The organism is Kitasatospora sp. NPDC057738, from assembly GCF_042798815.1.
Classification (GTDB): Bacteria; Actinomycetota; Actinomycetes; order Streptomycetales; family Streptomycetaceae; genus Kitasatospora; species Kitasatospora lactacystinica.
On sequence record NZ_JBHVJT010000006.1, the window covers coordinates 141,042 to 164,951 of the forward strand.

A 23,910-nucleotide genomic window follows, 5' to 3' on the forward strand; every position below is an offset into this window, starting at 1 on the left:
CCGGGGCGGTGGGATCCGCGCCCGGGCCGGTACGGAGGAGATCTGGACGCGGTCAGAACTTGATGCCGCTGAGCAGGCTGGCGAGGCTCGCGCCGCCCGCGGTGATGCTCGGTGCGATCGAGGAGCCTGCGATGTAGAAGCCGAAGAGGGCGCAGACGATGGCGTGGGAGACCTTTAGTCCGTCCCGGCGGAAGAAGAGAAAGGCGATGGTGCCGAACAGGACGATGCCGGAAATCGAGAGGATCACGTTCCGCTCCTCAGGAAGGGGGGACAAGCGGGGGTGTTACGGAAAGTGCACCAATCGTGACAAAAAGTAATAGATGATGGAACGGTGCAAATGGGTGGTTCTGCCGTCCAATACCGTTCCGGTGGCCGGGTGGCGGTATGCGACCCGGCCGGGGTGGGGCCGGGTGCCGAGGGGATTCGATGCGCCGAGGCATTCCCGGGCGGAGGGCGGGAAGTTTCCGGGGGGTCCGGGAAGTTCGCTCGAATGGCTGCGCAACGCGCGCGGCCGTGTGTCGTGGCGGGCGCGGGCCGTCATCCGGATTCCGGACGCCCGCTGGCCCGTTCCGGCGCCGGCCGCTACCGTGCCCTGGGCGCAGCCCCGAGACCGCCCGACGACCCGACCGGAAAGGCCGCCCGTCATGACCGACGCCGCCAGCCAGCAGCCCGCCGACGCCCCCGACGCCGAGGTGATCGCGCTCGCCGGGAAGCTCTTCGACGCCGCCCGGACCGGGGAGACCGAGACCCTGTCCGCCTACCTGGACGCCGGGGCCCCGGCCGACCTCACCAACGGCCGCGGCGACACCCTGGTGATGCTCGCCGCCTACCACGGCCACGCCGCGACGGTGGCGGAGCTGCTCCGGTACGGCGCCGACCCGAACCTCGCCAACGACCACGGGCAGACCCCGCTGGCCGGGGCCGTCTTCAAGGGCGCCACGGACGTGCTGGACGTCCTGCTGGCCGGCGGCGCCGACCCGCAGGCCGGCGCCCCGAGCGCCGTGGACACCGCCCGGATGTTCGGCAAGGACGACCTGGTCGCCCGGTTCGAGGCCCGCTGAGCGGGGATCGTAGGCTTTTCGGCATGAGCACCAGCACCGCCCGGGACACCGGCACCGTCGAGTTCCGCATCACCGGCTACGCCCACCCCGACGCCCAGACCCTGTCGGCCGAGGTGCAGCAGGAGTACGTGCGCCGCTACGGCGACCCGGACGAGACCGTCATGCGCCCCGAGGACTTCGAGGCGCCGGCCGGCCTGTTCATGATCGCCTACCTGGACGGCCGTCCGGTCGCCTGCGGCGGCTGGCGGGCCAAGCAGGCCGGTCCGGACGGCCTGCGCGACGGCGACGCGGAGCTGAAGCGGATGTTCGTGATCCCCGCGGCCCGCGGCCGCGGCCTGGCCCGCGCGGTGCTGGGCCGCCTGGAGCGGACCGCGATCGAGGCCGGGCGGACCCGCTTCATCCTGGAGACCGGCACCGAGCAGCCCGAGGCCGTCGCGCTGTACCGGTCCGAGGGCTACGACGCGATCCGGAAGTTCGGCATCTACAAGGAGCACGCGCAGAGCATCTGCCTCGGCAAGGAGCTGGCCGCGGCGGTCTGAGCGACCGCTGCGCGGGGAAGGCTCCCGTCGGCCCGAAGGGGGAGACGGATGAGTCACCGAGCACCCGGAGCCGACCGGCTCCCCGACCCGGCCGCGCCCGGCGGGGAGCTGGACCGGCTGGTCGGGGAGGGCGCGCGCACCGTCGGGGCGGGCGCCGTCTGGGCCGTCGGCGACGCCGGCGGCACACTCGGCGGCGGCAGCCACGGCGTGCTCGGGCAGGGGCCGTACGCGCGGCTGCGGCCCGGGCCCGACACGCTGTACGACCTCGCCAGCCTCACCAAGGTCGTCGCGCTCTGGCCCTGCGCGGGGGTGCTGCGGCAATCCGGGCGGCTTCCGCTGGACGAGCCGCTCGGCCGCTGGTGGCCACCGGCCGCCGGGCACCCCGCCGGCGAGGTGACGGTCCGTCAACTCCTCGCCCACACCGCGGGGATGCTCCCGTACACCCGCTTCGAGCAGCTCTACGGACGCGACCCCGCGGCGATCCGGGCCGGGGTGCTCGCCGCCCCGCTGCACCGCCCGCCGGGCACGGCCGTCGAGTACACCGACCGCGCCGCCGTCCTGCTCGCCCACCTGGTCGAGGACCTCGGCGGCGCGCCGCTGGACGAGCTCGCCGCACGCTGGGTCTGGGGGCCGCTCGGCATGACCGACACCCGGTACGGCCCGCTCGACGGCGCGCTCGCCGCCCGCACCGCGCCCACCGAGTACGAGGAGGGCGCCGGCACCCACCTGTGCGGCGTCGTCCACGACCCCTCCGCCCGGCTGCTCGGCGGGGTCTCCGGCAACGCCGGGGCCTTCTCCACCGCCCGCGACCTGGCCCGCTTCCTCACCGCGCTGCTCGCCCCGCCGCCCGGGGCGCCCTGGGGCGAGCCGTGGATCGACGAATCGCTGCGCGAGCACACCGGCGGCCTCGCCCCCGCCCGCGGCCTGTCCTGGCTGCACGCTCCCGGCACCGACCCGGCCGAGGGCACCTTCGTCCACTACGGCTTCACCGGCACCGGCTTCTGGGTCTCCCGCAGGCTCGGCCGCTGGGCCCTGCTGCTCACCAACAAGGTGCACTACGACCGGGGGATCCAGCAGCTCACCGACCTGCGCAACGCCTTCCGGCGGGCCGTGTTCGGGCAGGCGGGGCCACCGGCACTCATTCGGGTGGATTAGGGGCCGATCGGCTCTCCCGGGGCCGTGATCGCGGCAGAGTGGCCGCGAGGACGGGAACCCGGCGGAGGAGGCGCGATGACGGACACCTGGGCACTCTCGGAGGAGGAGTGGCTCGCCGGGATGGTGCGCGCCTACGTCGGCTGCAGCGTCCTGCTCACCGACGAAGCGGGCCGGGTCCTGCTGCTGAAGGCCAGCTACCGCGACCAGTGGCAGTTCCCCGGCGGCGGGATGGACCGGGGGGAGGGGCCCGCCGAGTGCGCGGCCCGCGAACTGTACGAGGAGACCGGGCTGTTGGCCGGGCCGCTGCGGCTGCTCGTCGTGGAGTGGCGCGACTCGATCCCCGACCAGGGCGAACACGCCCACCCCGCCGTGCAGTTCATGTTCGACGGCGGGACGGTCGCGGACGGCACGGCGGTCCGGGCGCAGGCCGAGGAGGTCGCCGACCACGGCTGGTTCACCCCGGCCCGGGCGGCCGTCCTGCTGCAGCCCGGTGCGGCGCGCCGGCTCACCGCGGCCCTGGAGGCCCGGCGGACCGGCGCCGCCGCACTGCTGCACTCGGACGGGTACGTGGGGTGACGGACGGTCAGAGCAGCGTGCTCCAGTAGGACCAGAACCGGTTGAGGACCAGCAGCGCGATCACCGCCGCCCACAGCACCGGCAGCGCCCAGTGGTAGCGTGCCGCCTCCCGGACGACCACCGCCGACCGCGGGCCCGCCGGAATCACGCCCGTGCGCAGGTTGTGCAGCGTCGTGTACCAGAACAGCACCACCACCGTGGCCCACACCACCATGCAGTACGGGCACAGCGCGCCGATGTCGTACAGCGCCTGGTGGATCAGCCAGTGCGCGAACACCACGCCCAGCGCGGTGCCCGCGTTCAGGCCCAGCCAGAACCAGCGCCGGTACCCGGCACCGGCGAGCAGCCCCGCGCCGATCGCCGTCAGCGCGCCGAAGGCGGCCAGCCCGAGCAGCGGGTTCGGGAAGCCGAAGACCTCCGCCTGCTCGGTGCGCATCACCGAACCGCAGCTGATGATCGGGTTGATGTTGCAGCTGGGGACGTAGGAGGGGTTCTCCAGGATGCGGAGCTTGTCGAAGGTCAGGACGGCCGAGGCGGCCAGCCCGACCAGCCCGCCCAGGAACAGCAGGAGGGCGTAGGCCCGGCTCGCGCCGATCGGGGCCCGGGCGGCGGCGTCGGGAGCGGAGCGGGACGGGTGCACGGTGGTAGCGGCGGTCATGACAGCACACTCCGGTGGCTGGCTGGGAGGAGCCGGCCCGGCCGGGAGTTCGGCCGGGCCGGGTGGTGCCGTACGGTGCGGGGAGGGTGCGGCCTACTGGAGGCCGGCGGCCTGCTTCACCTGCGCGGCGAACTGCTCGGCCGGGACCACGGCGTTGCCGGCGAACAGGGTGATCTGCTTGCCGTCCACCTTGACGGTCGGAGTGCCGGTCACCCCGCTGCCGTTGAACGCGTCGGAGACCTTGGCCGCCCACGGGGCGTAGGTCTTGTCGGTCACCGCCTTCACGAAGGCGTCCGTCTTCAGCCCGGGCACCTGGCCGGCCAGGTTCAGGATGTGGTCGACGTCGCCGAAGCCGTCCTCGCGCTCGTCCGGCTGGTTGGCGTACAGCACGTCGTGGAACGCCTTGAACTGGTCCACGCCCTCGTTCAGCGCGGCGCCGGCCGCGGCCAGCGCGGTGCGCGAGCCCTTGCCGCCGAGGTTCTTGTCCAGGAACGCCGCCAGGTGGAACTCCACCTTGATCCGGCCGTCCTCGGTGAGCTTCTTGACGGTCTCGCCGTTGGCCGCCTCGAAGTGCTTGCAGACCGGGCAGCGGAAGTCCTCGTAGATCTCCATGGTGTGCGGGGCGTCCGCCTTGCCGTAGGTGATCACCGTGCCGTCCGGGCCGGAGGCGTTGGCGGGCACGACCAGCGGCGCCGACGCGGCGGCGGAGGACTTGTCGTTCTTGTCCGAGGCCGAGTTGATCGCGACGGCGACACCGCCCGCGAGGGCCAGCACGACGACCGCGGAGACCGTCACGACGATCCGCTGACGGCGCTTGGCGGCCTGCTGCTCGCGGCGCTGCGCCTCCTGGATCCGCTCACGGGCACTGATGCGCTTGGCCTGCTGCTTGCTGGGGGCCTGAGCCATGGGGAAGTCAACTCCTGTACGCGGCGCGCGGGTGCGCGCGGGGAGCCGCAGCTGCTGCGGCGGGGTCGGTGAACGCGGGAGTCGTGCGCACTGCCTGCGGGCGTACCGGGGCCGTCCGGCCGGGTACGGGGGTGATCAGGTCGGGACGGTGATCAGGTCGGGACGGTGATCAGCAGGCAGGCGCGAAGGCGGGCGGGCCGCGCCGGGGCGCCGGGCTCAGCACCACGTCCTCGCGGCGCGGCCGGGCACGGTCCGACACCGGCAGCGGCACCCGCAGCACCGGACGCACCGGCGCGGGGAGCAGCAGGACGACCAGGGCGCGCAGCGGGCCGGCCAGCGACTGCCGCAGCGCGCACAGCGCCCGGGCCAGGCCGGACAGGGCGGCGTCGCCCATCCGCAGCCAGGCCGAGGCGGCGAGGGCGATCACCACGTGCACCAGCAGGAGCAGCAGCTGGGTCGCGGCGGGGGCCAACTGCCCGGCGTGGCCCAGCGGGCCGCTCAGCAGCGAGCCGTCCACCGAACCGCCGCCGCAGACCAGCAGGTTCACCCCGCGGGCGGGCACCTGACCGGCCAGCACCGGCGAACAGCCGGCCTGGCCCAGGTTGAACGTGGTGTTGAGCAGCAGCTCGACCGGCACCATCACGCCGGAGATGTGCAGCATCCGCCGTTCCCCGCCGGCCAGGACGGCCGCGACCAGGAAGACGACGGCACCGGCCGAGGCCACCAGCGACAGCGGCAGCGGGCGGCCCGTGATGACGACCTGGCCCAACGCGGCCATCGGCACGGCGAGCGCGGTGAACACCGCGGCCCGCAGGGCCCTGGTCGCACGGGAGGAGGTCGTCACGCTCCGGAGTATGTCATGGCGCTCGCATCCGGCACGAGGGCCCGTAGGTCCCTGTTCCGGCTGACGTGCGATCAGTAGCCTGCGGGGTTCGACAGCGGGCCCGACAGCGGGCCCGGCCGCCCGCGGGGTCGCCCGCCCGGCTGCCGCGCGGTCGACAGCGGCCCGACGCGGATTAGCCTGGAAGGCGTTCCCGCTGACCCGACGAGGGGGCGAGCGTCCATGGCGAGACCCGACACCACGGTGGGGCAGGTGCTGCTGGCCCGCCTGGAGACGCAGGCGGCCGTGCTGGCCGGCCTGGACGACGCCGTCCGGGCGGACGAGCCGGACGCCGTGCACCGGATGCGGGTCGCCTGCCGGCGGCTGCGCAGCGCCCTGCAGACCTTCCGGCGGCTGGTCGCCCCCGGAGCGGCCGACGAGCTGGTCGCGGAGCTGCGCTGGCTCGGCGGCGTCCTGGGCCGGGCGCGGGACCGCGAGGTGCTGGCCGAACGGCTGGTCGCCGAGGCCCGCGAGCTGCCCGCCGGGTGCGGCCCGCAGCGGGTCGCCGCAGCACTGGACCGGTGGGGCGAGGCCGAGTACCGCGCCATCTGGCCCGAGGTGGTCGCCGCCCTGGACAGCCCCCGCCGCCGGGCGCTCGGCGAGGCTCTCGCCGCCTTCCTCGCGGATCCGCCGCTGCGCCGGCGTGCCGCCCGCAGCGCCGTCCCGGAGCTCTCCCGCATCGCCGCCCGCGAGCAGCGGCGTACGGCCGGGCGGGTCGGGGCGGCCCTCGCCGCCGCCCCCGACGAGCGGACCCGCGCGCTCCACGAGGCCCGCAAGGCGGCCAAGCGAGCCCGCTACGCCGGTGAGGCCGCCGCCCCGGCGGCCGGCGCCCGGGCCGAGCGCTACGCGCAGCGGATGAAGGCCGTCCAGGAGGTGCTGGGCGAGCACCAGGACGCCGTGGTGGCCGCGACCGCCCTCGCGACCCACGCGGTCACCGGTGGCGAGCCGTTCGGGTACGGCGCCCTGTACGGGCGTCAGCTGGCGTCGGCCGAGGCCGCCCGGCGGCGCCTGCCGGACGTCTGGCGGCGGGCGGGCAAGCGGAAGCTGGCCCGGTTCGGGTAGGGCGTGTCCGGCGGATCTCCGCCGGGTGCGCGAAGACCCGCAGGACAAGCCCCGGGGCCGCCGCCCGCGCGCCACCGACCGGGCCGCGGTCGCGTGCGGTGCGCGCGGCGGCTACCCCGGGGCGGTGGCGGTCCGGAGCAGGTCCCCGCCGGCCGCCGCGAAGGCGTGCCGGGTGGGGCTGTCGGGCGGGGCGAGGAAGGCGAAGAGGTGGCGGCCGTCCTCGGGGAGGGGCAGGACGGTGTAGTCGAGGACGGTGGCGGCGAGGGCCGGGTGGCGGACGTGGAGGCGGCCGGGGCGGGGCGGCGCGGCGCGGTGGCGGTCCCAGAGCTCGGCGAAGACGGGGCTGTCGGCCGACAGCCGGTGGACCAGGGCGAGCAGGGCGCGGTCGCGGGGACGGTCGGCGTGCTGGGCGCGCAGTGAGGCGACCAGGTCGGCGCCGATCGAGCCCTCGGCGGCCGTGTTGCCCTGCGAGCGGTCCCGGTACGGGCAGCAGAACACCTGCCAGAGCAGGTTCCGCTCAGGGGCCGGCCGTCGTTCCGGCCCGGCCAGCAGCAGGGCGGCGGGCCGGTTCCAGGCCAGCAGGTCGAAGGTGGGGCCGGTGACGAAGGCGGGCGCGGCGTCCAGGGTGTCCAGCAGGGCGAGGGTGGTCGGAGGGAGCGCCGGGGCTTCGGCGGGCGGCGGGGCCGGGCGGTGCGGGCGGGCGGCCAGCCGGTGCAGGTAGCCGCGCTCGGCGGCGGTCAGTTGCAGGGCCTCGGCGAGACCGTCGAGGACCGGGCCGGTCGGCACCCGTTGGCGGCCCTGTTCCAGGCGGGCGTAGTAGTCGGCCGAGATCCCGGCGCGGGCGGCGACCTCCTCGCGGCGCAGTCCGGGCGTACGGCGGCGTCCGGAGGCGGGCAGGCCGGCGTCGGCGGGCGCGAGTCGGGCGCGGCGGGCGCGGAGGAAGGCGCCCAGCGGGGTCTCGGGCATGCGCGTCAGGCTGCCACAGCTCGCCCGGGACAGCCAGGACCTGGCTGTCCCAGGAAGCCGGTTCCCGGGGAGCGTCCGGCCGCTGGTGGGCCGGCGGGCACGGCGGCAGGCTCGCCGCATGGGACTTCTCGACGACAAGGTCACGATCGTCACCGGCGCCGGGCGGGGCATCGGCGCGGCCGCCGCCCGGCTGTTCGCCCGGGAGGGCGCGCTGCTGGTGCTCGCCGCCCGCTCCGGCGCCGAGGTGGAGGAACTGGCCACCGAGCTGCGCGCCACCGGGGCCGGGGCGGTGGCGGTCGCCGCCGATCTGACCACGGCCGCCGGTGCGCAGCGGACGGTGGACACCGCGCTGGAGGCCTTCGGCCGGCTGGACGCGGCCTTCGACAACGCGGGCAACGGCCTGCCGCCGGCCCCGCTCACCGAGCGTTCGGAGTCGGAGTGGGACGACACCCACGCGCTCAACCTGCGCGGCACCTGGCTCTGTCTGCGGGCCCAGCTGCGGGCGATGACGGCGGCCGGGCGCGGCGGCGCGGTGGTGCTCAACACCGGTGTGGGGGCGCTGGTCGGGGGCTTCGGCGACGGCGCCCAGCAGGCCGCCAAGCACGGCCTGAGCGGTCTGGTGAAGGCGGCCACCGCCGATCACGCCCGGCACGGCATCAGGGTCAACGCCGTCGCGCCCGGGGTGGTGCGCACGCCGGGCACCGAGCCGTTCTTCGGGTCCGGGCCGGAGTTCGCCGCGCTGGTGGAGCGTTCCACGCCGCTGGGCCGGCCGGGTACGGACGAGGAGGTGGCGCAGGCGGCCGCCTGGCTGCTGAGCGACCGGGCCTCGTACGTCGCGGGCGTGACGCTGCCGGTGGACGGCGGGATCACGGCCACCCGGCGGTTCGACTGACCGGCCCGCGCCGGGAGCGGTTGCCCGCGGGCCGTGCCGGCGTGGGCGAGCGAGCGGGGTCGCGCGAGCGAGGCCGCCGGCGGGGGCGGGCTACCGGGGGTCGAGCCCCGCCGAGCGGGCCGCCTCGCGCAGCAGGTCCCGGAGCATCGCGGTGGTCAGCCGGCCGGTGTTCGTGTTGCGCGGGCTCACGTGGTAGCAGCCGTACATCCGCAGGTCCGGGCCGCCGTCGCGGGCCGGGAAGACGGCCAGGGCGGCGTGGCCGAAGGCCGGGCGGGGGCGGGGGACCCGCCAGCCGGCGTCCGCGATCACCGGCAGCATCGCCTGCCAGGCGAAGCCGCCGAGGGCGACCACGGTGCGCACGGTGGGGCGCATCAGCTCCAGCTCCCGGGTGATCCAGGGCCGGCAGGTGTCGCGTTCGGCCGTGCTGGGCTTGTTGTCCGGCGGGGCGCAGCGGACCGGGTCGGTGATCCGGACGCCGGACAGTTCCAGGCCGTCGCCGTGGCGGACGGACTCGGGGCGGTTGGCGAGCCCGAGTTCGTAGAGGGCGGCGTAGAGCAGGTCGCCGGAGGGGTCGCCGGTGAAGATCCGGCCGGTGCGGTTGGCGCCGTGGGCGGCGGGGGCGAGGCCGACCAGGACGAGCGGGGCGTCCGGCGGCCCGAAGCCCGGGACGGGGCGGGCCCAGTAGTCCCAGTCCCGGTAGGCGCGGCGCTTGGTCCGGGCGGTCTCCTCGCGCCACCGGACCAGCCGCGGGCAGGCCCGGCAGCCGGTGACGACGCGGTCCAGCTCGGCGAGTCCGCCGGCCCGGACGGCCGCCTCGGCGGGATGGCGGGGGTCGTCGGGATCGTCGGCGGGGTCGTCGGCGGGCGAGGAGGACGCGGCCACGGTCGGCATGGCCAGGATCCTAGAGGCTCCGGGACGTTCGTTCCGGCGCGGACCGGGCAGGCGTAGCGTGGAATCAGTTGCTCCCGGCGGTCCCCGGCCGGTCATGGCCGGCGGCGGCCGGGCGCGCCGGTGCGCGCGCAGGCCGCGAGGAGGCCGCGATGATCGTCGATGCGGTGCTGGGTGTCCTCGGAGGGCTCGCCGGACTGGGTGTGATCTGGGCGGGCCTGAGCATCAGGGTCGTCCAGCAGTTCCAGAAGGGCGTGGTGTTCCGCTTCGGGAAGGTGCGCGACGAGGTGCGCGATCCCGGGCTGGTGGCGCTGATGCCGATCGCGGACCGGCTGCGCAGGGTGAACGTGCAGATCGTGACGATGCCGATCCCGGCGCAGGAGGGCATCACCCGGGACAACGTGACCGTGCGGGTGGACGCGGTGGTCTACTTCCGGGTGGAGGACCCGGTGAAGGCCACCGTCAACGTGCAGGACTACAACTTCGCGATCTCCCAGGTCGCGCAGACCTCGCTGCGCTCGATCATCGGCAAGAGCGAGCTGGACGACCTGCTGGCCAACCGGGAACCGATCAACCAGGGGCTGGAGTTGATGATCGACAGTCCGGCCCTGGGCTGGGGCATCGAGATCGACCGGGTGGAGATCAAGGACGTCGCGCTGCCGGAGTCGATGAAGCGCTCGATCGCCCGGCAGGCGGAGGCCGAGCGGGAGCGGCGGGCCCGGATCATCACGGCGGACGGCGAGTACCAGGCCTCGGAGCGGCTGTCGGACGCCGCGGCGGTGATGAGCAAGACTCCGGCCGCGCTCCAACTGCGGCTGTTGCAGACCGTGGTGGAGGTGGCCGCGGAGAAGAACTCGACGCTGGTGCTGCCCTTCCCGGTGGAGCTGCTGCGCTTCCTGGACAGCGCGACGGAGGTCCAGCAGCGGAACCTGCTGACGGCTGCCGCGGTCGCGGCCGGGGCGAAGGCCGTGGAGGAGGCGGTGGAGAGCGGCGAGGTGTCGGAGGAGGAGCTCGAACCGGAACAGCCCAGGCACGAACCCCCGCCCCTGGAGGAGGTGTTGGAGAAGTCGCCGCTGGTCGGTCCGGAGTCGCCGGACGGCCGGGTCGGGCAGGGCGACGGGGTCGAGCAGGGCGGTCGTACGGGCCCGGCCGGGGGCGGCTGAGCGCGCCGGCCCCGGTGGCGTCGGCCACCGGCCCGGACCACGATGGACGGGGGAAGGGAAGCCAGGCCAGGAGGCGGACCATGACCATAGCCAGCGACATCATGCACCCGGGCGCCGAGTGCATCCGCGAGCACGAGACGCTCGCGGCCGCCGCCCGGATCATGCGGGAACGCCATGTGGGCGCCCTGCCCATCTGCGGGCCGGGCGACAAGCTGCTGGGGATCGTGACCGACCGCGACATCGTGCTGCGCTGCGTCGCCGAGGGCCGTGACCCGGCGTCCGTGACGGCGGGCGAGCTGGCGCAGGGGCGCCCGATGACGGTGGAGGCGGACGAGGACTGCGAACAGGTGCTGCGGGTGATGGAGCAGTACCAGGTGCGCCGGCTGCCGGTGATCAACCACCCCGAGCACAAGCTGGTCGGCATGATCAGCGAGGCGGACATCGCGCGCGGTCTGCCGCGGGCGCGGGTCGCCGAGTTCGTCTCGGCGGTCTGCGCGGAGCAGGAGCCCGCGGGGGCCGCCCAGGGCTGACGCCGCCGAGCGCCCGCGGGCGGCGGGGCCCGCCCCCGTGAACGCCGGTGAGGGGCGGGGCCGCCGTCGTGCCGGTCAGACGGCCGGGGCGGTGGGGCCGTGCGCCTCCGCCGAGAGCCGGGCCCATGCGTCCCAGGTGGTGAGCCGGTCGGCGTAGGCCTGCCGCACCATGGGGTGGCCCCCGGTGCCGAAGAACACCCGCAGCGGCGGCTGATCGGCGTCGACGAGCCGCAGCAGGGCCCGGCCGGCCGCGGCCGGGTCGCCGACGTCGAGCGCCGCGGCCCGACCGGCGGAGGCTGCGCGCAGCCCGTCGTACCGGGGGTCGGCCTCGGCGTGCACGGCGGAGGCGACCGCGTCGGTGGCGTAGCTGCCGGGCTCGACGACGGTCACCTTGACGCCGAACCCGGCGACCTCCTGGGCGAGCGCCTCGCTCAGGCCCTCCAGGGCCCACTTGGAGGCGCAGTACCCGCCGCCGAGCGGGAACGCGGCGACGCCGGCGACCGAGGAGATCTGGACGATGTGCCCGGAGCCCTGGGCGCGCAGCAGCGGCAGCACGGCTTGGACGACCCGCAGCGGGCCGAACAGATTGGTGTCCAGCTGGTCGCGCAGCTGCCGCTCGGAGAGTTCCTCGACGGCTCCGGACAGGCCGTAGCCGGCGTTGTTGACGACGACGTCGAGCCGGCCGAAGTGCTGGTGGGCCCGGAGGACGGCGCGGTGCACGGCCGCGCGGTCGGTGACGTCCAGCGGGAGCGGGAGCACCGCGTCCCCGTGGGCGGCGGCCAGTTCGGCGAGCCGGCCGGTGTCCCGGGCGGTCGCGGCCACCCGGTCGCCGCGGGACAGGGCCGCCTCGACGAAGGCGCGGCCGAGGCCGCGGGACGAACCGGTGACGAACCAGACCTTGCTCATGATTTCCGCTCCACTCTGTCCGAGGACCTGGTGACATCAGGACACCGTGGGGCGGGCCGGTGTGACATCCGGGCGCGGAAGCCGGGTGCCGGTCGGTCAGCCCAGGGCGTAGACGGCGGTGGCGTGGGCGGCGGGGTCCTCGGTGCCCCTGGTGCCTTCGGTGCCCCTGGTTCCCTCGGTGCCCTCGGGGAGGAGGGTGATGTCGAGGAAGGCGAGCCGGCGGCCGAGCCTGGTGATCCGGGCGTGCACCAGCACGTCCCGGGCGAGGACCGCGCGCTGGAAGGTGGTGGACTGCTGGACGGTGGTCATCGGGCCGAATCCGCCGCGGGCCGCGCACAGCGCGATCACGCAGGCCGTGTCGGCGGCGGCCATCAGTACCTGGCCGGACAGCGCGCCGCCCTCGCGGGCGAGCCGGTCGGACCAGGGCAGCCGCAGGACGGCGTGCTGCTCGCCGGCCTCGACGGTCGACAGGCCCAGGTCCCGCACCCAGGGCGCGAAGTGGTCGGCCAGAATCCTGTCCGCCTCGGCGGTGGTGAGGGTCATCGCGCCATTGTGCCGGGGGTGTTGGCGCGGTGTCAGGAGGCCGGAGCGGCCAGGGTGTCGAGGTGGCGGCGCAGCACCGCGCGCAGCTCGTCCGGGCCGACCAGGTCGGGGTGCTGGACGGCCTGGAGGGTGAGGCCGTCCAGCAGGGCGGAGAGCCGGCGGGTCTCGACGCCGAGGTCGAGGCCGGGGGCCAGGCCGCCCGAGCGCTCGGACTCGGTGAGGACGCGGCGGACCAGGTCGTCGAGTCCGGCCTGCATCTCGGCGGCGCGGGGCCGCAGGTCGGGCCGGGTCCGGGCGGCGGTGACGAAGGAGAGCCAGAGCGCGGACTCCTCCCGGCGTCCGGCGTCCAGCGGGAGGGTCTCGGCGAGCAGCCGGACGGTCCGCTCGCGCCGGTCGGTGCCGGCGGTGGCTGGGTCGAGCAGGACGGCGGCGTGGGTCCGGACGCGGGCCTCGATCCGGTGGGCCAGCTCGCCCATCGCGAAGATCATCAGCTCCGAGCCGCCGGCGAAGTAGTGCCGTACCGAGCCGACGGCCAGTCCGGCCTCCTCGGCGACGTTGCGCAGGGAGGCGTGCTCCAGCCCTTCCCGGGCCGCGACGCGCAGGACGGCGTCGGCGACGGCCTGGCGGCGCTCGGCGGGGTCGACGATCTTCGGCATGTTGCCGTTATAGCACGGGCGAGCTAAATTGCTGATTTAGCACGGTCGAGCTACAAAACTCCGGGGGAGTGGGAATGGACAACTGGGTGCACGTGGGGCTGGTCGCCGCCGTGGTCGTGGTGGTGGTGATCAGGCGGCTGCGCGGCGAGCCGCTCAACGCCCGGGACCTCTTCGCGGCGCCGGTGATCCTCACCGGCCTCGGCGCTTGGGCGCTCGCCCAGCGGCACGGCCTCGGTGCGGCCGACTACGGCTGGATCGCGGCGGGTGCCGCGCTCGGCCTCGCGCTGGGGGCGGTGCGCGGCGCCACCGTCCAGGTCTACGAGCGGGAGGGCGTGCTGTGGCAGCGCTACACCGGGCGGACCTTCCTGGTCGCGGCGCTCTCGCTCGCGGTGGTGGCCTGTTTCGCCGCGCTCGCCGGGCACTTCGGCCTGGCCCCTGATGCCAGGCCGGTCCAGCTGTCGATCGGCGTGGGCTTCCTGGGGGAGGCCCTGGTGGTGGGCCGGCGCGGGGTCTCCTCGGGCACTCCGTTCGCGCCCGAGCGGCGGGGTTCGAGCCCCCTCGACCGGCTCCGCCGGTAACTTTGGTTGTCAGAGCTGGATTTGGTAACTAGGGTTGTCGGCATGACGATCGCGGAGATCACCCATGAGGAACAGGCCGAGCTGGCCAAGGCCCTTCTCGACGCCCTCGGCCCCCTTGCCGCCGCCGTGCGCGCCCGCGCGACCGGCCTGCCCGCGGAGCGGATGTGGGACGCCGAGCCGGTCGAGGCCGCCCTCTCGGTGCTGTCCGTCTGGAAGCTGGTGGACGCCGAGGTCAAGCGGCTCACCGCGGGCGCGGCCGCCACCGCGGGCTCCTACGGCGCCGGGTACGAACAGCTCGGCGCCGCCTGGGGCATCACCCGGCAGGGTGCCCGGAAGAAGTGGCCGGAGGCCGTCAGCCGTCCGGTGGCGCGCCCGGGATCGCTTCGACTGTTCGGCGGAACGGTCGAGTTGATCGAGGACGCGGCCGCCGGGGGCTGGCGCTGGACGGGCACCGGCGCCGACGGCACGACCGGCGGGGCCGCCGTCGGCCACCGGACCCGGGAGGAGGCCGCGGCGCACGCCGGGGCCTTCCTCGCGGCGCACGCATCCGGCAAGGAGCCGCAGGGCACCCGGTAGGGCGTGTCGGACACGCCCTCGTCACCTCGCGGACCGCAGCTCCCGGGCGATCAGCTCCGCCAGGTGCAGGGCCTGCCGCCCGTCGGCGAGTTGGGCGATCTGGGTGCGGCAGCTGAAGCCGTCCGCGAGGACCACCGTCCGCGGCCCGGCGGCCCGCACCTCGGGCAGCAGCACCCGCTCCGCGATGGCCTCGGACACCTCGAAGTGGCCCCGCGCGAAGCCGAAGTCGCCCGCCAGGCCGCAGCAGCCGGAGTCCAGCACCCGGTTGTTCAGGCCGAGCCGGGCCTCCACCCGGCGGTCGGCGGCGCTGCCGAGCACCGCGTGCTGGTGGCAGTGCGTCTGGGTGAGGGCGTCCAGCGGGATCCGGGGGAGCGGGGCGTCCGGGGCGTACTCGTCGAGGAACTCGGCGAAGGTGCGGGTGCGGTCGGCGAGCGGGCGGCCCTGTGCGCCGAGCAGCCGGGGCAGGTCCTCGCGCAGCGTCGCGGTGCAGCTGGGGTCCAGGCCGACCACGGGGGTGTCGGCCTGGATCCCGGCTCCCGTCAGCGCCCGCAGGCTGCGCCGCAACACCCGGCGGGCGGTTCCGAGTTGGCCGGTGGAGTACCAGGTGAGGCCGCAGCAGACCGGTCCAGCGGGCAGCCGGACGTCGAAGCCCAGGTGCTCCAGCACCTCGACGGCCGAGCGCGGCACGTTCGGCTGGAGGTGGTCGGAGAAGGTGTCCGGCCACAGCAGCACCGGCCGGGCGCCCGCCGGGGCCGGGTGGGCGGCGCGGTGCCGCCGGTACCAGGCGGTGAAGGTCTCCGGCGGGAGGACGGGCAGCACCCGGCGCGGGTCGATCCCGCCGAGCCGCTTGATCAGCCCGCCGGCCCGGGAGCGGGCGATCGTGTTGGCCGCCCCGGGGGCGAGCGCGACGGCCCGCAGCCAGAGCGGCAGCCAGCCCATCGAGTAGTGCGCGAGCGGCCGCGGCCGGTGCCGGTAGTGCTGGTACAGGAACTCGGACTTGTAGGTCGCCATGTCGACGTGGACCGGGCAGTCGCTCGCGCAGCCCTTGCAGCTCAGGCAGAGGTCCAGTGCCTCCCGGACCTCCTCCGAACGCCAGCCGTCCGGGACGGCGTCCCCGCGCAGCATCTCGGCGAGCAGCCGGGCCCGCCCCCGGGTGGAGTGCCGCTCCTCGCCGGTGGCCAGGTAGCTCGGGCACATCACCCCGCTGCCCGGGGCCACGCACTTGGCGACGCCCACGCAGCGGTGCACCGCCCTGACCAGGCTGCCGCCGTCCTGTTCGTACGGGAGGGCCAGCGGCAGCGTGCGGCGCGGGGCGGTGACGAAGCGCAGGTCGGCGTCGAGCGGGCGGGGATCGACCAGGGCGCCCGGGTTGAGCAGGTTCTCCGGGTCCCAGATCCGCTTGAACTCGCCGAAGAGGCCGATGACTTCGGGTGGGTACATGCGTGGCAGCAGCTCGGCCCGGGCCTGGCCGTCGCCGTGCTCGCCGGAGAGCGAACCGCCGTACGAGACCGCCAGATCGGCCGCCTGCTCCAGGAACTCCCGGAAGACCAGCACCCCTTGGGGTTCGTCCAGCGGGAAGTCGATCCGCAGGTGCACGCAGCCGTCGCCGAAGTGCCCGTACGGGACGCCGCGCAGGCTGTGCCGCCGCAGCAGGGCGCGCAGGTCCCGCAGGTAGTCGCCGAGCCGCTCGGGCGGGACGGCGGAGTCCTCCCAGCCGGGCCAGGCCTCGCCGCCCCCGGGCAGCAGGGTGACGATTCCCGCGCCGGCCTCCCGGACGGCCCACAACTGGCGCTGCTCGACCGGGTCGGTGACCAGGGCGACGGAGGCCGAGCGCTCGCGGCGCACCGCGTCGCCCAGCCTGCGGGCGGCCTGGTAGGCGGCCAACGGGGTGTCGCCGCCGGTCTCCAGGAACAGCCAGCACTCGCCGGCGGGCAGCCGGTCCAGTGCGGGCGGACGCGGGCCGGCGGCGAGCAGCGCGGCGATCAGGTCGGCCGCCATGCCCTCGGCGGTCAGCGGACCGTACGGGAGCAGTGCCGGGACGGCGTCGGCGGCGGCGCCCTCGTCGGGGTAGCCGGCCACCACCAGGGCCCGCGCGGGCGGGTCCTCGACCAGGCGGACGGTGGCGCCGAGCAGCAGTGCGCAGGTGCCCTCGGTGCCGGTGAGCGCCCGGGCCAGGTCGTGGCCGTGCTCGGGCAGCAGCGCGTCCAGCGGGTAGCCGGAGGTGCGGCGGGGCAGTTGCGGCATGCCCTGCCGGATGACGGCGAGGTTGCGGTCGGTGAACTCCTGCAGCTCGGTGTGGAGTTCGCCGACCCGTCCGGGCCGTGCGGCGAGCGCGGCGCGCTCCGCGGCGGTGAGCCGCCCGCCGACGGTCAGCTCGGTGCCGTCCGCGAGCAGCAGCTCCAGCCGCTCGACGTTGTCGGCGGTGCGGCCCCAGGCCAGCGAGTGCGAGCCGCAGGAGTCGTTGCCGATCATGCCGCCGAGGGTGCAGCGGCTGTGCGTGGACGGGTCGGGGCCGAAGCGCAGCCCGTGGGGCCGGGCGGCGCGCTGGAGGTCGTCCAGCACGGTGCCGGGCTGGACGCGCGCGGTGCGGGCCCGCGGGTCGAGCTCCAGCACCGCGCCGAGGTGGCGGCGGAAGTCCAGCACCACCGCCCCCGGGCCGATCGCCTGCCCGCCGATGCTGGTCCCGGCCCCGCGCGCCACCACCGGCACCCGGTGCTCGCGGCAGAGCGCCAGCGCGGTGCGCACGTCGTCGAGGTCGGCGGGTTTGACCACGCCGAGCGGCAACTGCCGGTAGTTGGAGGCGTCCTGACTGTAGACGGTGCGTTCGGCGGCGCCGAAGCGGACCTCGCCGCGCAGCACGGCGGACAGCGCGCGGGCCAGCTCGGCCCCGGGGTCGGCGGACGGACGGCTCACCAGGGACCTCCCAGGAGTACGGCTCCGCCGATGATCGCAGCCGTACCGCCGCACCGGTACCGGGCACGACGGGGGTACCGCCGACAGGGTGTCCTGTGGCACGCTCGGCGGTCATGATCGAAGAATCCGCGGCCGCGGACCCGGCCGGCCCCGACGCCTACCTCGCCCGCCTCCCGATCGGCGAGCCGCTGCCCTTCCCGGCGGACGGCGCGCCCTCCTGGGAGATCTTCCCGTACGAGGGCGAGCTGACCGTCCGGGAACTCCGGGCGCCGGAGCTGCCCGAACCGCCCCGGAACGGCGAGGACGGCCCGGAGAGCTGCCCGGACTGCGCCCGGCCGGACGCCGACTTCCTGTGGACGGACGAGCACTGGCGGCTCGGCACCACCGAGGAGCCGGACGGACTGCCCGCCACGCTGCTCCTGTGGCCGCGCGCCCACCACGACCTGCTGGACCTGCCGGCCGAACTCTCCGCGGGGCTGGGCCCGATGCTCCAGAGGGTGGAGCGGGCCGTACGGTCGCTCGGCGGCATCGGCCGGGTCCATGTGAACCGCTGGGGCGACGGTTCCGCGCACCTGCACCTGTGGCTGCTCGCCCGGCCCGAGGGGATGGCGCAGCTGCGCGGCTCGACCCTGCCGCTGTGGATGGACGTGCTGCCGCCGATGCCCGTCGGGGTCCGGGCCGAGCGGGCCCGCCGGATCGCCGCCGCGATGGCCGCCGGGGGCGGCGTGGCGCAGGTCTGAGCGGGGTCATTTCCGCCCGGTGAGCGTGCCCCGCGCGATGTGGGAGAGCTTGGCCACCTCGAAGGCCGGGTAGGCGCCGCCCGCCAGCAGCGAGAACTTGATCCCCTCGCGGCCGCCCGGCCGGCGGTGGCCGGGCGGCTGGAAGCGGCGGTGGTGCTCGGCGGCGCGGTGGAAGAACTGCGGCCGCTCGGCACGGGTGACGCAGCCGGCCAGGTCGAAGACGAACAGGTAGTGCCGGATCATCCGGACGAACAGCGCGTCGCGCACCGCGTACAGGTGCGGCTGCTCCTCCAGCAGGGCGAAGCTGCGCTCGTACTGCTCGAACAGGTCGAAGACGCTGCTGCCCGGGCCGCCCGCCGGGTGGACGGTCTCCCGGCGGCGCAGCTGCACGCACTCGCGTGCCAGCACGGCGGCCTTCCGGGCGCCGAGCAGCGCGGCGTGCGCGACCGGGACCTCCTCGTAGCGGCCGGGCGGGAAGGCCAGGCCCAGTTCGGCCCAGTGGCCGCGGCGGATCAGCCGGTCCCAGATCAGCGGCGGCGCGCCGAACAGGGCGGGCCGGTCGAAGGGGGCGAACGGTTCGGGGCCGGCCTCGGCGAGCAGGGCCTCGGCCCCGCCGGGCCAGTCCCGGTCCTGGTGCCGGCGGGAGTGGCCGAACAGCAGCACGTCCACCGGGCCGGTCTGCCGGAGCCGGTCGGCGAGCGTCCGGAGCGCGTCCCGGGGCAGCAGGTGGTCGGCGTCCAGGAACAGCAGGTACTCGCCGCTCGCCCGTGCCGCGCCCGCGTTCCGGGCGGCCCCGACCCCGACCGCCGCGGTCAGGTGCAGAGTCGACACCCGCGGGTGCCGGGCCGCGTACGCGTCGGCGAGCCCGCCGGCCGTCCCGGGGGACCGGTCGGCGACGACGATCACCTCGACGTCGGCCAGGGACTGTGCGAGCAGCGAGTCCAGGCAGTCGGCGAGCTGTTCGTGCTGGTCGTAGGCGGGGAGCACGACGCTGATCAGGGGTGAGGGCATGACGCCGGAGCGTAAGAGGGCCTGCGGACCGTGGCAAAGGTCTGACGGTCCGTAATTCCGATCAATCAGTGGCAAATCGTACGAGTGCGCGCCATATCTTCACGCCGCCTTCCGGACGTGTCCACGCCCGTACCGGGCTCCCGGCCTGCGGGAACGTGCGCCGGGGCCCGCGACGCGGGTGCGTCACGGGCCCCGGGGAGCCGAACCGCTGGTTCGGCCTAGTACCAGTGGTGGGCCTGCCAGAACGACCAGGCGGCGCAGGGGCTGCCGTAGCGGGTGTTCATGTAGTTCAGGCCCCACTTGATCTGGGTGGCCGGGTTGGTGCGCCAGTCGGCGCCCGCGGAGGCCATCTTGGAGCCGGGCAGGGCCTGGACCAGGCCGTAGGCGCCGGAGGAGGCGTTGACCGCGAGCGGGTTCCAGCTGCTCTCGCGGAACACGATGTTGCTGAAGCACTGGAGCTGGCCGGCGGGGACGATCTGCGCGGCGATCTGCTGCGGGGTGCCGGAGTAGGCGGCCGGGGCGCTGGTGAGGTTCTGGCGCTCCTGGGAGCGGGAGGCGGCGGCGTCGGCGTCGGCCTTGGCCTTGGCGTCCGCCTGGGCCTGCGCCTCGGCCTGGGCGGCGGCGTCCGCCGCGGCCTTGGCCTGGGCCTCCTGGGCGGCCTGTTCGGCGGCGGCAGTGGCGGCGGCGTCGGCCCGGCCCTGGTCGGCGACCGGCTCGCTGTCCACCGAGACGGCGGCCACGGGGGCGGCCCCGGTCGCGTTCCCGGCCTGCGGGATGGCGAGGGCGGCGGTGGCGGCGCTCGCGACCACGAGGGTGGCGACACCGGTGATCAGGGAGTTGCGGCGGGCATGGCTGAGCTGCATGGGGCGGGCGGTCCTTCTCCGTCGGGGGCCGTGCCGGTGGCACGGGGGGCGGGGCGTCGCACGGGCTCCGGGCGGGCGGGGCTCGTGCGGCCGCCCTGGGCGGCCGTGGCGCCCCGGCGGTAGCGGCGGGGGCGGGCGGGCCGTGCGGCGGCGGAGGTGGTCGGCTGCGCTGCCTGGCGACGGGCCATTCTTGGCAGGGCCGAGGACGGGTGGCAAAGGCGTTCGCTACTACGCGGCATCGTGGTTGCGGGGTGGCCGCGGCGGGCTTCGGCGATGGCTTTGGTGGTATTTGTCCGAAATGCACACTCTGAGGTGGAGGCCGGGTCGGCGGCGACGGATCGCAGGGGCGGCAGCCGTGGTGGCCTGTGTTCTTCAGGCGGGGCGGGGCCGTGGGCGGTCCGGCCCGGGTGCCTCGGCGGCGCCGGGCGGGGCGTTCGAGGGGGCCCGTCCACTATCGGGGATCGTGGATGGCGATCCCCCTGTGGGCGGGCTCACACGCGGGCGGGGGCGAGGTCGGCGCAGCGTGACCGGCCGGTGACGGCCTCAGGGGGTCGCGTACGGGTTGCCCGGCACGGGCCGCGCGGTGGCGGTGGGGAAGTCGGGGGCCGGGCCCGGCTGCTGCTCCTCCTTCTCCTCCTCCGGTGCGGTCGGGACGAGGTCGCGGGCCAGCAGGGTGGCCCCGGCGACGGCCCCCGGCATGGCGAGCACGGTGACCAGCGGCACCAGGAATGCCAGCACCAGCGGCGTGCCGAAGCCCAGTGCCAGCCCGAGCCGGGCGCGCAGCAGTCGGATCCGCTCCGGCTGCGGCACCCGGCGCCGCTGCAGGGCGACGGCCGTCAGCTCGACGGTCAGGAAGAAGCCGGACACCAGGAAGCCGAGCGCGGGGACCACCGTCTGCCCGACCAGCGGGATGAATCCGCAGGCGAACAGCGCCACGCCGAACGCGGCCACCCGCACCAGCACGTACACGCTGTCGCGCACCGCGATCAGCAGCTCCCGCCAGAGCGCGGTGTCCGGCGGGGTGGGCGCGCCGCCCTCGGTCTCGTCGACCGCGGCGCAGAGCGCCTCGTAGAAGGGCTGTCCGACCAGCAGGGTGACGGCGGTGAAGGTGAGCAGGGAGAACAGCAGGCCGCCGCCGAAGACGACCGCCGCGAGCGCGTCGCGCAGCAGGCCCCGCCAGGGAGCGCCCCAGTGGTCGGCGAACGGGGTGGCCCAGTCCGCGAGGTCCCGGGACCAGGCGCCGAGGGAGGCGAGCGCGACGACGTAGCCGACCAGCGCGAGCAGGGCCGGCAGCATGCCGAAGCCCCACCAGCGGCCGTGCCGGCCCACCCACTTCTGGCCCTCGACCAGGTACTTCATCCCCGCCGCAAGATCTCGCATGGGCGATCACCTTAGGGCTTCCGCACCCGGAACCACGCATTGCCGTGTTCCTGCCAGTTCTGACCGGCAAGGACCGCCCCCTCCTGCCGCGCCGCCCGCCGGGCCACTCTCGGTCTTCCCCCACCTGCAAGGAGGATCTGATGAAGCGTCAATTCGGCAGAGTGGTCGGCCTGCTGGCCGGCCTGGTGCTCGGCGCCGGCATGCTCGTGCTGCCCGCCGCCGCCTCGCCCGCGCCGTCGCCGAGCGTGGTCGGCGGCACGCGGGCGACGCAGGGCGAGTTCCCGTTCATGGTGCGGCTCTCGATGGGCTGCGGCGGCGCGCTGTACACCTCGCAGATCGTGCTCACCGCCGCCCACTGCGTCGACGGCACCGGTGCCGACAGCAGCATCACCGTCACCGCCGGAGCGGTCGACCTGAACAGCGGCAGTGCGATCAAGGTCCGCTCCTCGTACGTGTACCAGTCGCCCTCCTTCACCGGCGCCGAGAACGGCGACGACTGGGCGCTGATCAAGCTGGCCTCGCCGGTGAACAGCAGCCTGGTCAGCACCCTGCCGATCGCCACCTCCACCGCCTACGACACGGGCACCTTCACCATCATGGGGTGGGGTGCCGCGCGCGAGGGCGGCGGCCAGCAGCGGTACCTGCTCAAGGCCACCGTGCCGTTCGTCGACGACGCCACCTGCGCCCGCGCCTATCCGGGCCTGAACACCGCCGGCTCGCTCTGCGCGGGCTACGTCGCCCAGGGTGGCGTCGACACCTGCCAGGGTGACTCCGGCGGCCCGATGGTCCGCAAGGACGCGGCGGGCCGCTGGGTCCAGGTCGGCATCGTCAGCTGGGGCAACGGCTGCGCCCGCGCGGGCTACCCGGGCGTCTACAGCCAGGTGAGCACGTACGCGGCCGACATCGCCGCGGCGGCGGCCGGCCTCTGAGCCCACCCGCCGGGCCCGGTCCGACCGGTGCGGCAGGGCCGGCCACCACTCCCGCAGGTGGTGGCCGGTCCTGCTGTTCCGTGGCGGACCGGGCGCCGCCGTGCCCGGGCGGTCGCCGCCGTGCCCCGGCAGCGGCCGTCGCGTCCGGGCCGGGGGGCTCGGCGCGGGCGTTCACCGGCGCAGCCATTCCCCGGCCCGCCGCTGCTCGCGGGCGATGCGTCCGGTGGTGGTCGGAGGCAGCCGGGCGAGCAGGGCGAGGGCGGCATCGGCGTGACCGGCGAGGGCGTGGGCGCCGGCGAGGCGGGCGGTGACCAGGGCGTGGTCGCGCGGGTGGGCGGCCCGGTCGAGGAGCCGCAGGGCCGCCTCCAGCCGGGCCGCCGCGGTGCGGGCGTGGGCGGTGCGGCCGGTGCGGAGGGCGAGGTCCCGGTGGCAGGTGCCGTGGGCGACGGCCAGGACCAGCTCGGCGCGCGCCGTCCAGGGCGTCGGCACGCCGGTGAGCAGTGCGGCGTCGGTCAGCCGCCGGGCGTCGGCCAGCGTCCGGTCGGCCTGCGCCGCCCGGCCGGCCAGTGCGTGGGCGTGGGCCTGGACGAGGGCGGCCCAGGCCCACAGCCCCGGCAGGGGAGGGGCTGTGGTCCGGGCGGCCTCGGCCAGGGCGAGTGCGGTGGCCGGGTCGCCGAGCCACCAGTACAGGGCGCTCTGGCGGACGAGCAGGGAGGCCGCGGTGGCCCGGTCGCCGGTCGCGCGGGCCCACTCCAGCCCGGTGGCGTACCAGCCGAGCGCGCGGGCGGGGCGGTCGCCCTCGAAGTGGGCCCAGCCGGCGAGCTCGGCGTACTGGGCGGCGAGCGAGCGGTCGGCGCCGGGGGCCTCGCGGGGGCCGGGGTGCCGCCCGCCGAGCAGGGTGTGGGCGTGGTGCTCCAGGACGGCGGCCAGCTCCTCGCCGCCGATCCGGCCCGCGGCGGCGCGGTAGGCGGCGAGCAGGTGGGCGAGCACCTCGACGGTGGCGGCGTCCGGTGGTGCGGCGCGGGCGGCGGGCGGTGTCCGGGCGGCGGCGCGTTCGCCGAGGCGTTCGCGCTCCTGCCGTACGGTCTGCCAGAGTTCGGCCAGCTCGCCGCCGGCGAGCAGGAGTTCGTCGGCCCGGGCGGGCATCCCCGGCGGCGGCCAGCGGCGGGCGTTCTCCACCCGGCTGATCAGCGAGTCGTGGTAGCCGAGCAGCCGGCCGAACTCGGCCTGGCTGAGGCCGCGGGCCTCGCGCCAGTGGCGCAGCCGGCGGCCGAAGCGCAGGCGGGCGGACTCGGGTTCCGTACGGGGCGGCGGGGGTGGCGGGGCCGGGGGCGGTGGGGGCGGTGCGGGAGTGGGCAAGGGCGGCACGGGGTCTCCCGGAGGGGGCGGGGGAGCGCTCGTGGGGGAGCGTCATGCCCTGGTATCCCCGTTGACGTGCCTTGGTCAAACGAGAGGGGCGGGTGGCGGGCCGAGAGCGAGGCCGGGGGACCGGAACCTCTCCCACCCGTCCACCACCCAATACCTTTACTCGGGGTCCAA

The 23,910-nt window shown here is 75.7% G+C and carries 26 protein-coding genes; 12 read left to right on the top strand and 14 right to left on the bottom strand.

All coding sequences use genetic code 11. From position 1 onward, the window contains the following. Positions 1-52: 52 nt before the first annotated feature. Positions 53-247, bottom strand: a complete 195-nt coding sequence (locus ACFVGO_RS05340; RefSeq protein ID WP_359827363.1) for a hypothetical protein — start codon at positions 245-247, stop codon at positions 53-55. A 397-nt stretch (positions 248-644) separates the two neighbouring features. Between ACFVGO_RS05340 and ACFVGO_RS05345 the strand changes: the two genes are divergently transcribed. From ACFVGO_RS05345 to ACFVGO_RS05360, 4 genes are all read left to right on the top strand, one after another. Further along, the gene (locus ACFVGO_RS05345) at positions 645-1,061 is read left to right on the top strand and encodes an ankyrin repeat domain-containing protein (protein ID WP_359909030.1); all 417 of its coding nucleotides are present in this window, start codon (positions 645-647) and stop codon (positions 1,059-1,061) included. A 23-nt stretch (positions 1,062-1,084) separates the two neighbouring features. Beyond that, positions 1,085-1,600: a GNAT family N-acetyltransferase gene (locus tag ACFVGO_RS05350; protein WP_380349694.1), complete on the top strand. Its 516-nt coding sequence runs from the start codon at positions 1,085-1,087 to the stop codon at positions 1,598-1,600. Positions 1,601-1,648: 48 nt separating this feature from the next. Continuing rightward, a complete protein-coding gene (locus tag ACFVGO_RS05355) occupies positions 1,649-2,755 on the top strand; it encodes a serine hydrolase domain-containing protein (RefSeq protein WP_380349697.1) in 1,107 nt (368 codons plus the stop codon). A 75-nt stretch (positions 2,756-2,830) separates the two neighbouring features. Then, entirely contained in the window at positions 2,831-3,331 is a 501-nt protein-coding gene (locus ACFVGO_RS05360) for an NUDIX domain-containing protein (protein WP_380349699.1), read from the top strand. Between the two features lie 7 nt (positions 3,332-3,338). Here ACFVGO_RS05360 and ACFVGO_RS05365 read toward each other — a convergent pair whose 3' ends face one another. The 3 genes from ACFVGO_RS05365 to ACFVGO_RS05375 form a co-directional block, all read right to left on the bottom strand. Further along, positions 3,339-3,989, bottom strand: a complete 651-nt coding sequence (locus tag ACFVGO_RS05365; RefSeq protein ID WP_359909042.1) for a vitamin K epoxide reductase family protein — start codon at positions 3,987-3,989, stop codon at positions 3,339-3,341. A gap of 93 nt (positions 3,990-4,082) precedes the next feature. Continuing rightward, positions 4,083-4,895, bottom strand: coding sequence for a thioredoxin domain-containing protein (locus tag ACFVGO_RS05370; RefSeq protein ID WP_359909045.1), 813 nt, complete (start codon positions 4,893-4,895; stop codon positions 4,083-4,085). A 169-nt stretch (positions 4,896-5,064) separates the two neighbouring features. Beyond that, the gene (locus tag ACFVGO_RS05375) at positions 5,065-5,739 is read right to left on the bottom strand and encodes a hypothetical protein (RefSeq protein WP_359909048.1); all 675 of its coding nucleotides are present in this window, start codon (positions 5,737-5,739) and stop codon (positions 5,065-5,067) included. A 219-nt stretch (positions 5,740-5,958) separates the two neighbouring features. Here ACFVGO_RS05375 and ACFVGO_RS05380 point away from each other — a divergent pair, with 219 nt between their 5' ends. Then, a complete protein-coding gene (locus tag ACFVGO_RS05380) occupies positions 5,959-6,837 on the top strand; it encodes a CHAD domain-containing protein (RefSeq protein ID WP_380349707.1) in 879 nt (292 codons plus the stop codon). Between the two features lie 111 nt (positions 6,838-6,948). Here ACFVGO_RS05380 and ACFVGO_RS05385 read toward each other — a convergent pair whose 3' ends face one another. Next, positions 6,949-7,803: a helix-turn-helix transcriptional regulator gene (locus ACFVGO_RS05385; RefSeq protein ID WP_359909054.1), complete on the bottom strand. Its 855-nt coding sequence runs from the start codon at positions 7,801-7,803 to the stop codon at positions 6,949-6,951. A gap of 118 nt (positions 7,804-7,921) precedes the next feature. Between ACFVGO_RS05385 and ACFVGO_RS05390 the strand changes: the two genes are divergently transcribed. Next, positions 7,922-8,695 (top strand): SDR family NAD(P)-dependent oxidoreductase, encoded by a 774-nt coding sequence (locus tag ACFVGO_RS05390; protein WP_380349713.1) that lies wholly within the window; start codon positions 7,922-7,924, stop codon positions 8,693-8,695. A gap of 90 nt (positions 8,696-8,785) precedes the next feature. Here ACFVGO_RS05390 and ACFVGO_RS05395 read toward each other — a convergent pair whose 3' ends face one another. Next, entirely contained in the window at positions 8,786-9,586 is an 801-nt protein-coding gene (locus ACFVGO_RS05395; RefSeq protein ID WP_359909060.1) for a uracil-DNA glycosylase, read from the bottom strand. Positions 9,587-9,738: 152 nt separating this feature from the next. Between ACFVGO_RS05395 and ACFVGO_RS05400 the strand changes: the two genes are divergently transcribed. Further along, entirely contained in the window at positions 9,739-10,746 is a 1,008-nt protein-coding gene (locus ACFVGO_RS05400) for a slipin family protein (RefSeq protein WP_380349773.1), read from the top strand. 80 nt (positions 10,747-10,826) lie between these two features. Then, positions 10,827-11,276 (top strand): CBS domain-containing protein, encoded by a 450-nt coding sequence (locus ACFVGO_RS05405; protein WP_359909066.1) that lies wholly within the window; start codon positions 10,827-10,829, stop codon positions 11,274-11,276. Between the two features lie 75 nt (positions 11,277-11,351). Here the strand turns inward: ACFVGO_RS05405 and ACFVGO_RS05410 are convergent, their stop codons facing one another. The 3 genes from ACFVGO_RS05410 to ACFVGO_RS05420 form a co-directional block, all read right to left on the bottom strand. Then, the gene (locus ACFVGO_RS05410; protein WP_359909069.1) at positions 11,352-12,182 is read right to left on the bottom strand and encodes an SDR family NAD(P)-dependent oxidoreductase; all 831 of its coding nucleotides are present in this window, start codon (positions 12,180-12,182) and stop codon (positions 11,352-11,354) included. Between the two features lie 96 nt (positions 12,183-12,278). Further along, positions 12,279-12,725 (bottom strand): PaaI family thioesterase, encoded by a 447-nt coding sequence (locus ACFVGO_RS05415; protein ID WP_380630902.1) that lies wholly within the window; start codon positions 12,723-12,725, stop codon positions 12,279-12,281. A 32-nt stretch (positions 12,726-12,757) separates the two neighbouring features. Next, positions 12,758-13,381, bottom strand: coding sequence for a TetR/AcrR family transcriptional regulator (locus tag ACFVGO_RS05420; protein ID WP_380349723.1), 624 nt, complete (start codon positions 13,379-13,381; stop codon positions 12,758-12,760). 74 nt (positions 13,382-13,455) lie between these two features. On the opposite strand from ACFVGO_RS05420, the gene ACFVGO_RS05425 reads away from it, so the two are divergent. Together ACFVGO_RS05425 and ACFVGO_RS05430 are read left to right on the top strand one after the other, a co-directional pair. Beyond that, positions 13,456-13,959 (top strand): DUF1453 domain-containing protein, encoded by a 504-nt coding sequence (locus tag ACFVGO_RS05425; RefSeq protein ID WP_380630903.1) that lies wholly within the window; start codon positions 13,456-13,458, stop codon positions 13,957-13,959. A 42-nt stretch (positions 13,960-14,001) separates the two neighbouring features. Beyond that, positions 14,002-14,535: a hypothetical protein gene (locus tag ACFVGO_RS05430; RefSeq protein WP_380630904.1), complete on the top strand. Its 534-nt coding sequence runs from the start codon at positions 14,002-14,004 to the stop codon at positions 14,533-14,535. 21 nt (positions 14,536-14,556) lie between these two features. On the opposite strand, the gene ACFVGO_RS05435 is transcribed toward ACFVGO_RS05430, so the two are convergent. Then, positions 14,557-17,448 (bottom strand): FAD-binding and (Fe-S)-binding domain-containing protein, encoded by a 2,892-nt coding sequence (locus tag ACFVGO_RS05435; RefSeq protein WP_380630905.1) that lies wholly within the window; start codon positions 17,446-17,448, stop codon positions 14,557-14,559. 113 nt (positions 17,449-17,561) lie between these two features. Here ACFVGO_RS05435 and ACFVGO_RS05440 point away from each other — a divergent pair, with 113 nt between their 5' ends. Continuing rightward, positions 17,562-18,188: a hypothetical protein gene (locus ACFVGO_RS05440; protein WP_380349734.1), complete on the top strand. Its 627-nt coding sequence runs from the start codon at positions 17,562-17,564 to the stop codon at positions 18,186-18,188. 6 nt (positions 18,189-18,194) lie between these two features. On the opposite strand, the gene ACFVGO_RS05445 is transcribed toward ACFVGO_RS05440, so the two are convergent. The 3 genes from ACFVGO_RS05445 to ACFVGO_RS05455 all read right to left on the bottom strand — a co-directional run bounded on the left by ACFVGO_RS05445 (position 18,195) and on the right by ACFVGO_RS05455 (position 21,442). Beyond that, entirely contained in the window at positions 18,195-19,199 is a 1,005-nt protein-coding gene (locus tag ACFVGO_RS05445) for a glycosyltransferase family 2 protein (RefSeq protein ID WP_380630906.1), read from the bottom strand. 218 nt (positions 19,200-19,417) lie between these two features. After that, positions 19,418-20,062 carry a transglycosylase SLT domain-containing protein gene (locus tag ACFVGO_RS05450; protein ID WP_380630907.1) on the bottom strand — a complete coding sequence of 215 codons (645 nt, stop codon included), beginning with the start codon at positions 20,060-20,062 and terminating at the stop codon, positions 19,418-19,420. Positions 20,063-20,605: 543 nt separating this feature from the next. Next, positions 20,606-21,442, bottom strand: coding sequence for an EI24 domain-containing protein (locus ACFVGO_RS05455; protein ID WP_380630908.1), 837 nt, complete (start codon positions 21,440-21,442; stop codon positions 20,606-20,608). A 140-nt stretch (positions 21,443-21,582) separates the two neighbouring features. On the opposite strand from ACFVGO_RS05455, the gene ACFVGO_RS05460 reads away from it, so the two are divergent. After that, entirely contained in the window at positions 21,583-22,371 is a 789-nt protein-coding gene (locus ACFVGO_RS05460) for a serine protease (protein WP_359909099.1), read from the top strand. 171 nt (positions 22,372-22,542) lie between these two features. Here the strand turns inward: ACFVGO_RS05460 and ACFVGO_RS05465 are convergent, their stop codons facing one another. Further along, entirely contained in the window at positions 22,543-23,730 is a 1,188-nt protein-coding gene (locus tag ACFVGO_RS05465) for a helix-turn-helix domain-containing protein (protein WP_380349744.1), read from the bottom strand. Between the last annotated feature and the right edge of the window lie 180 nt (positions 23,731-23,910).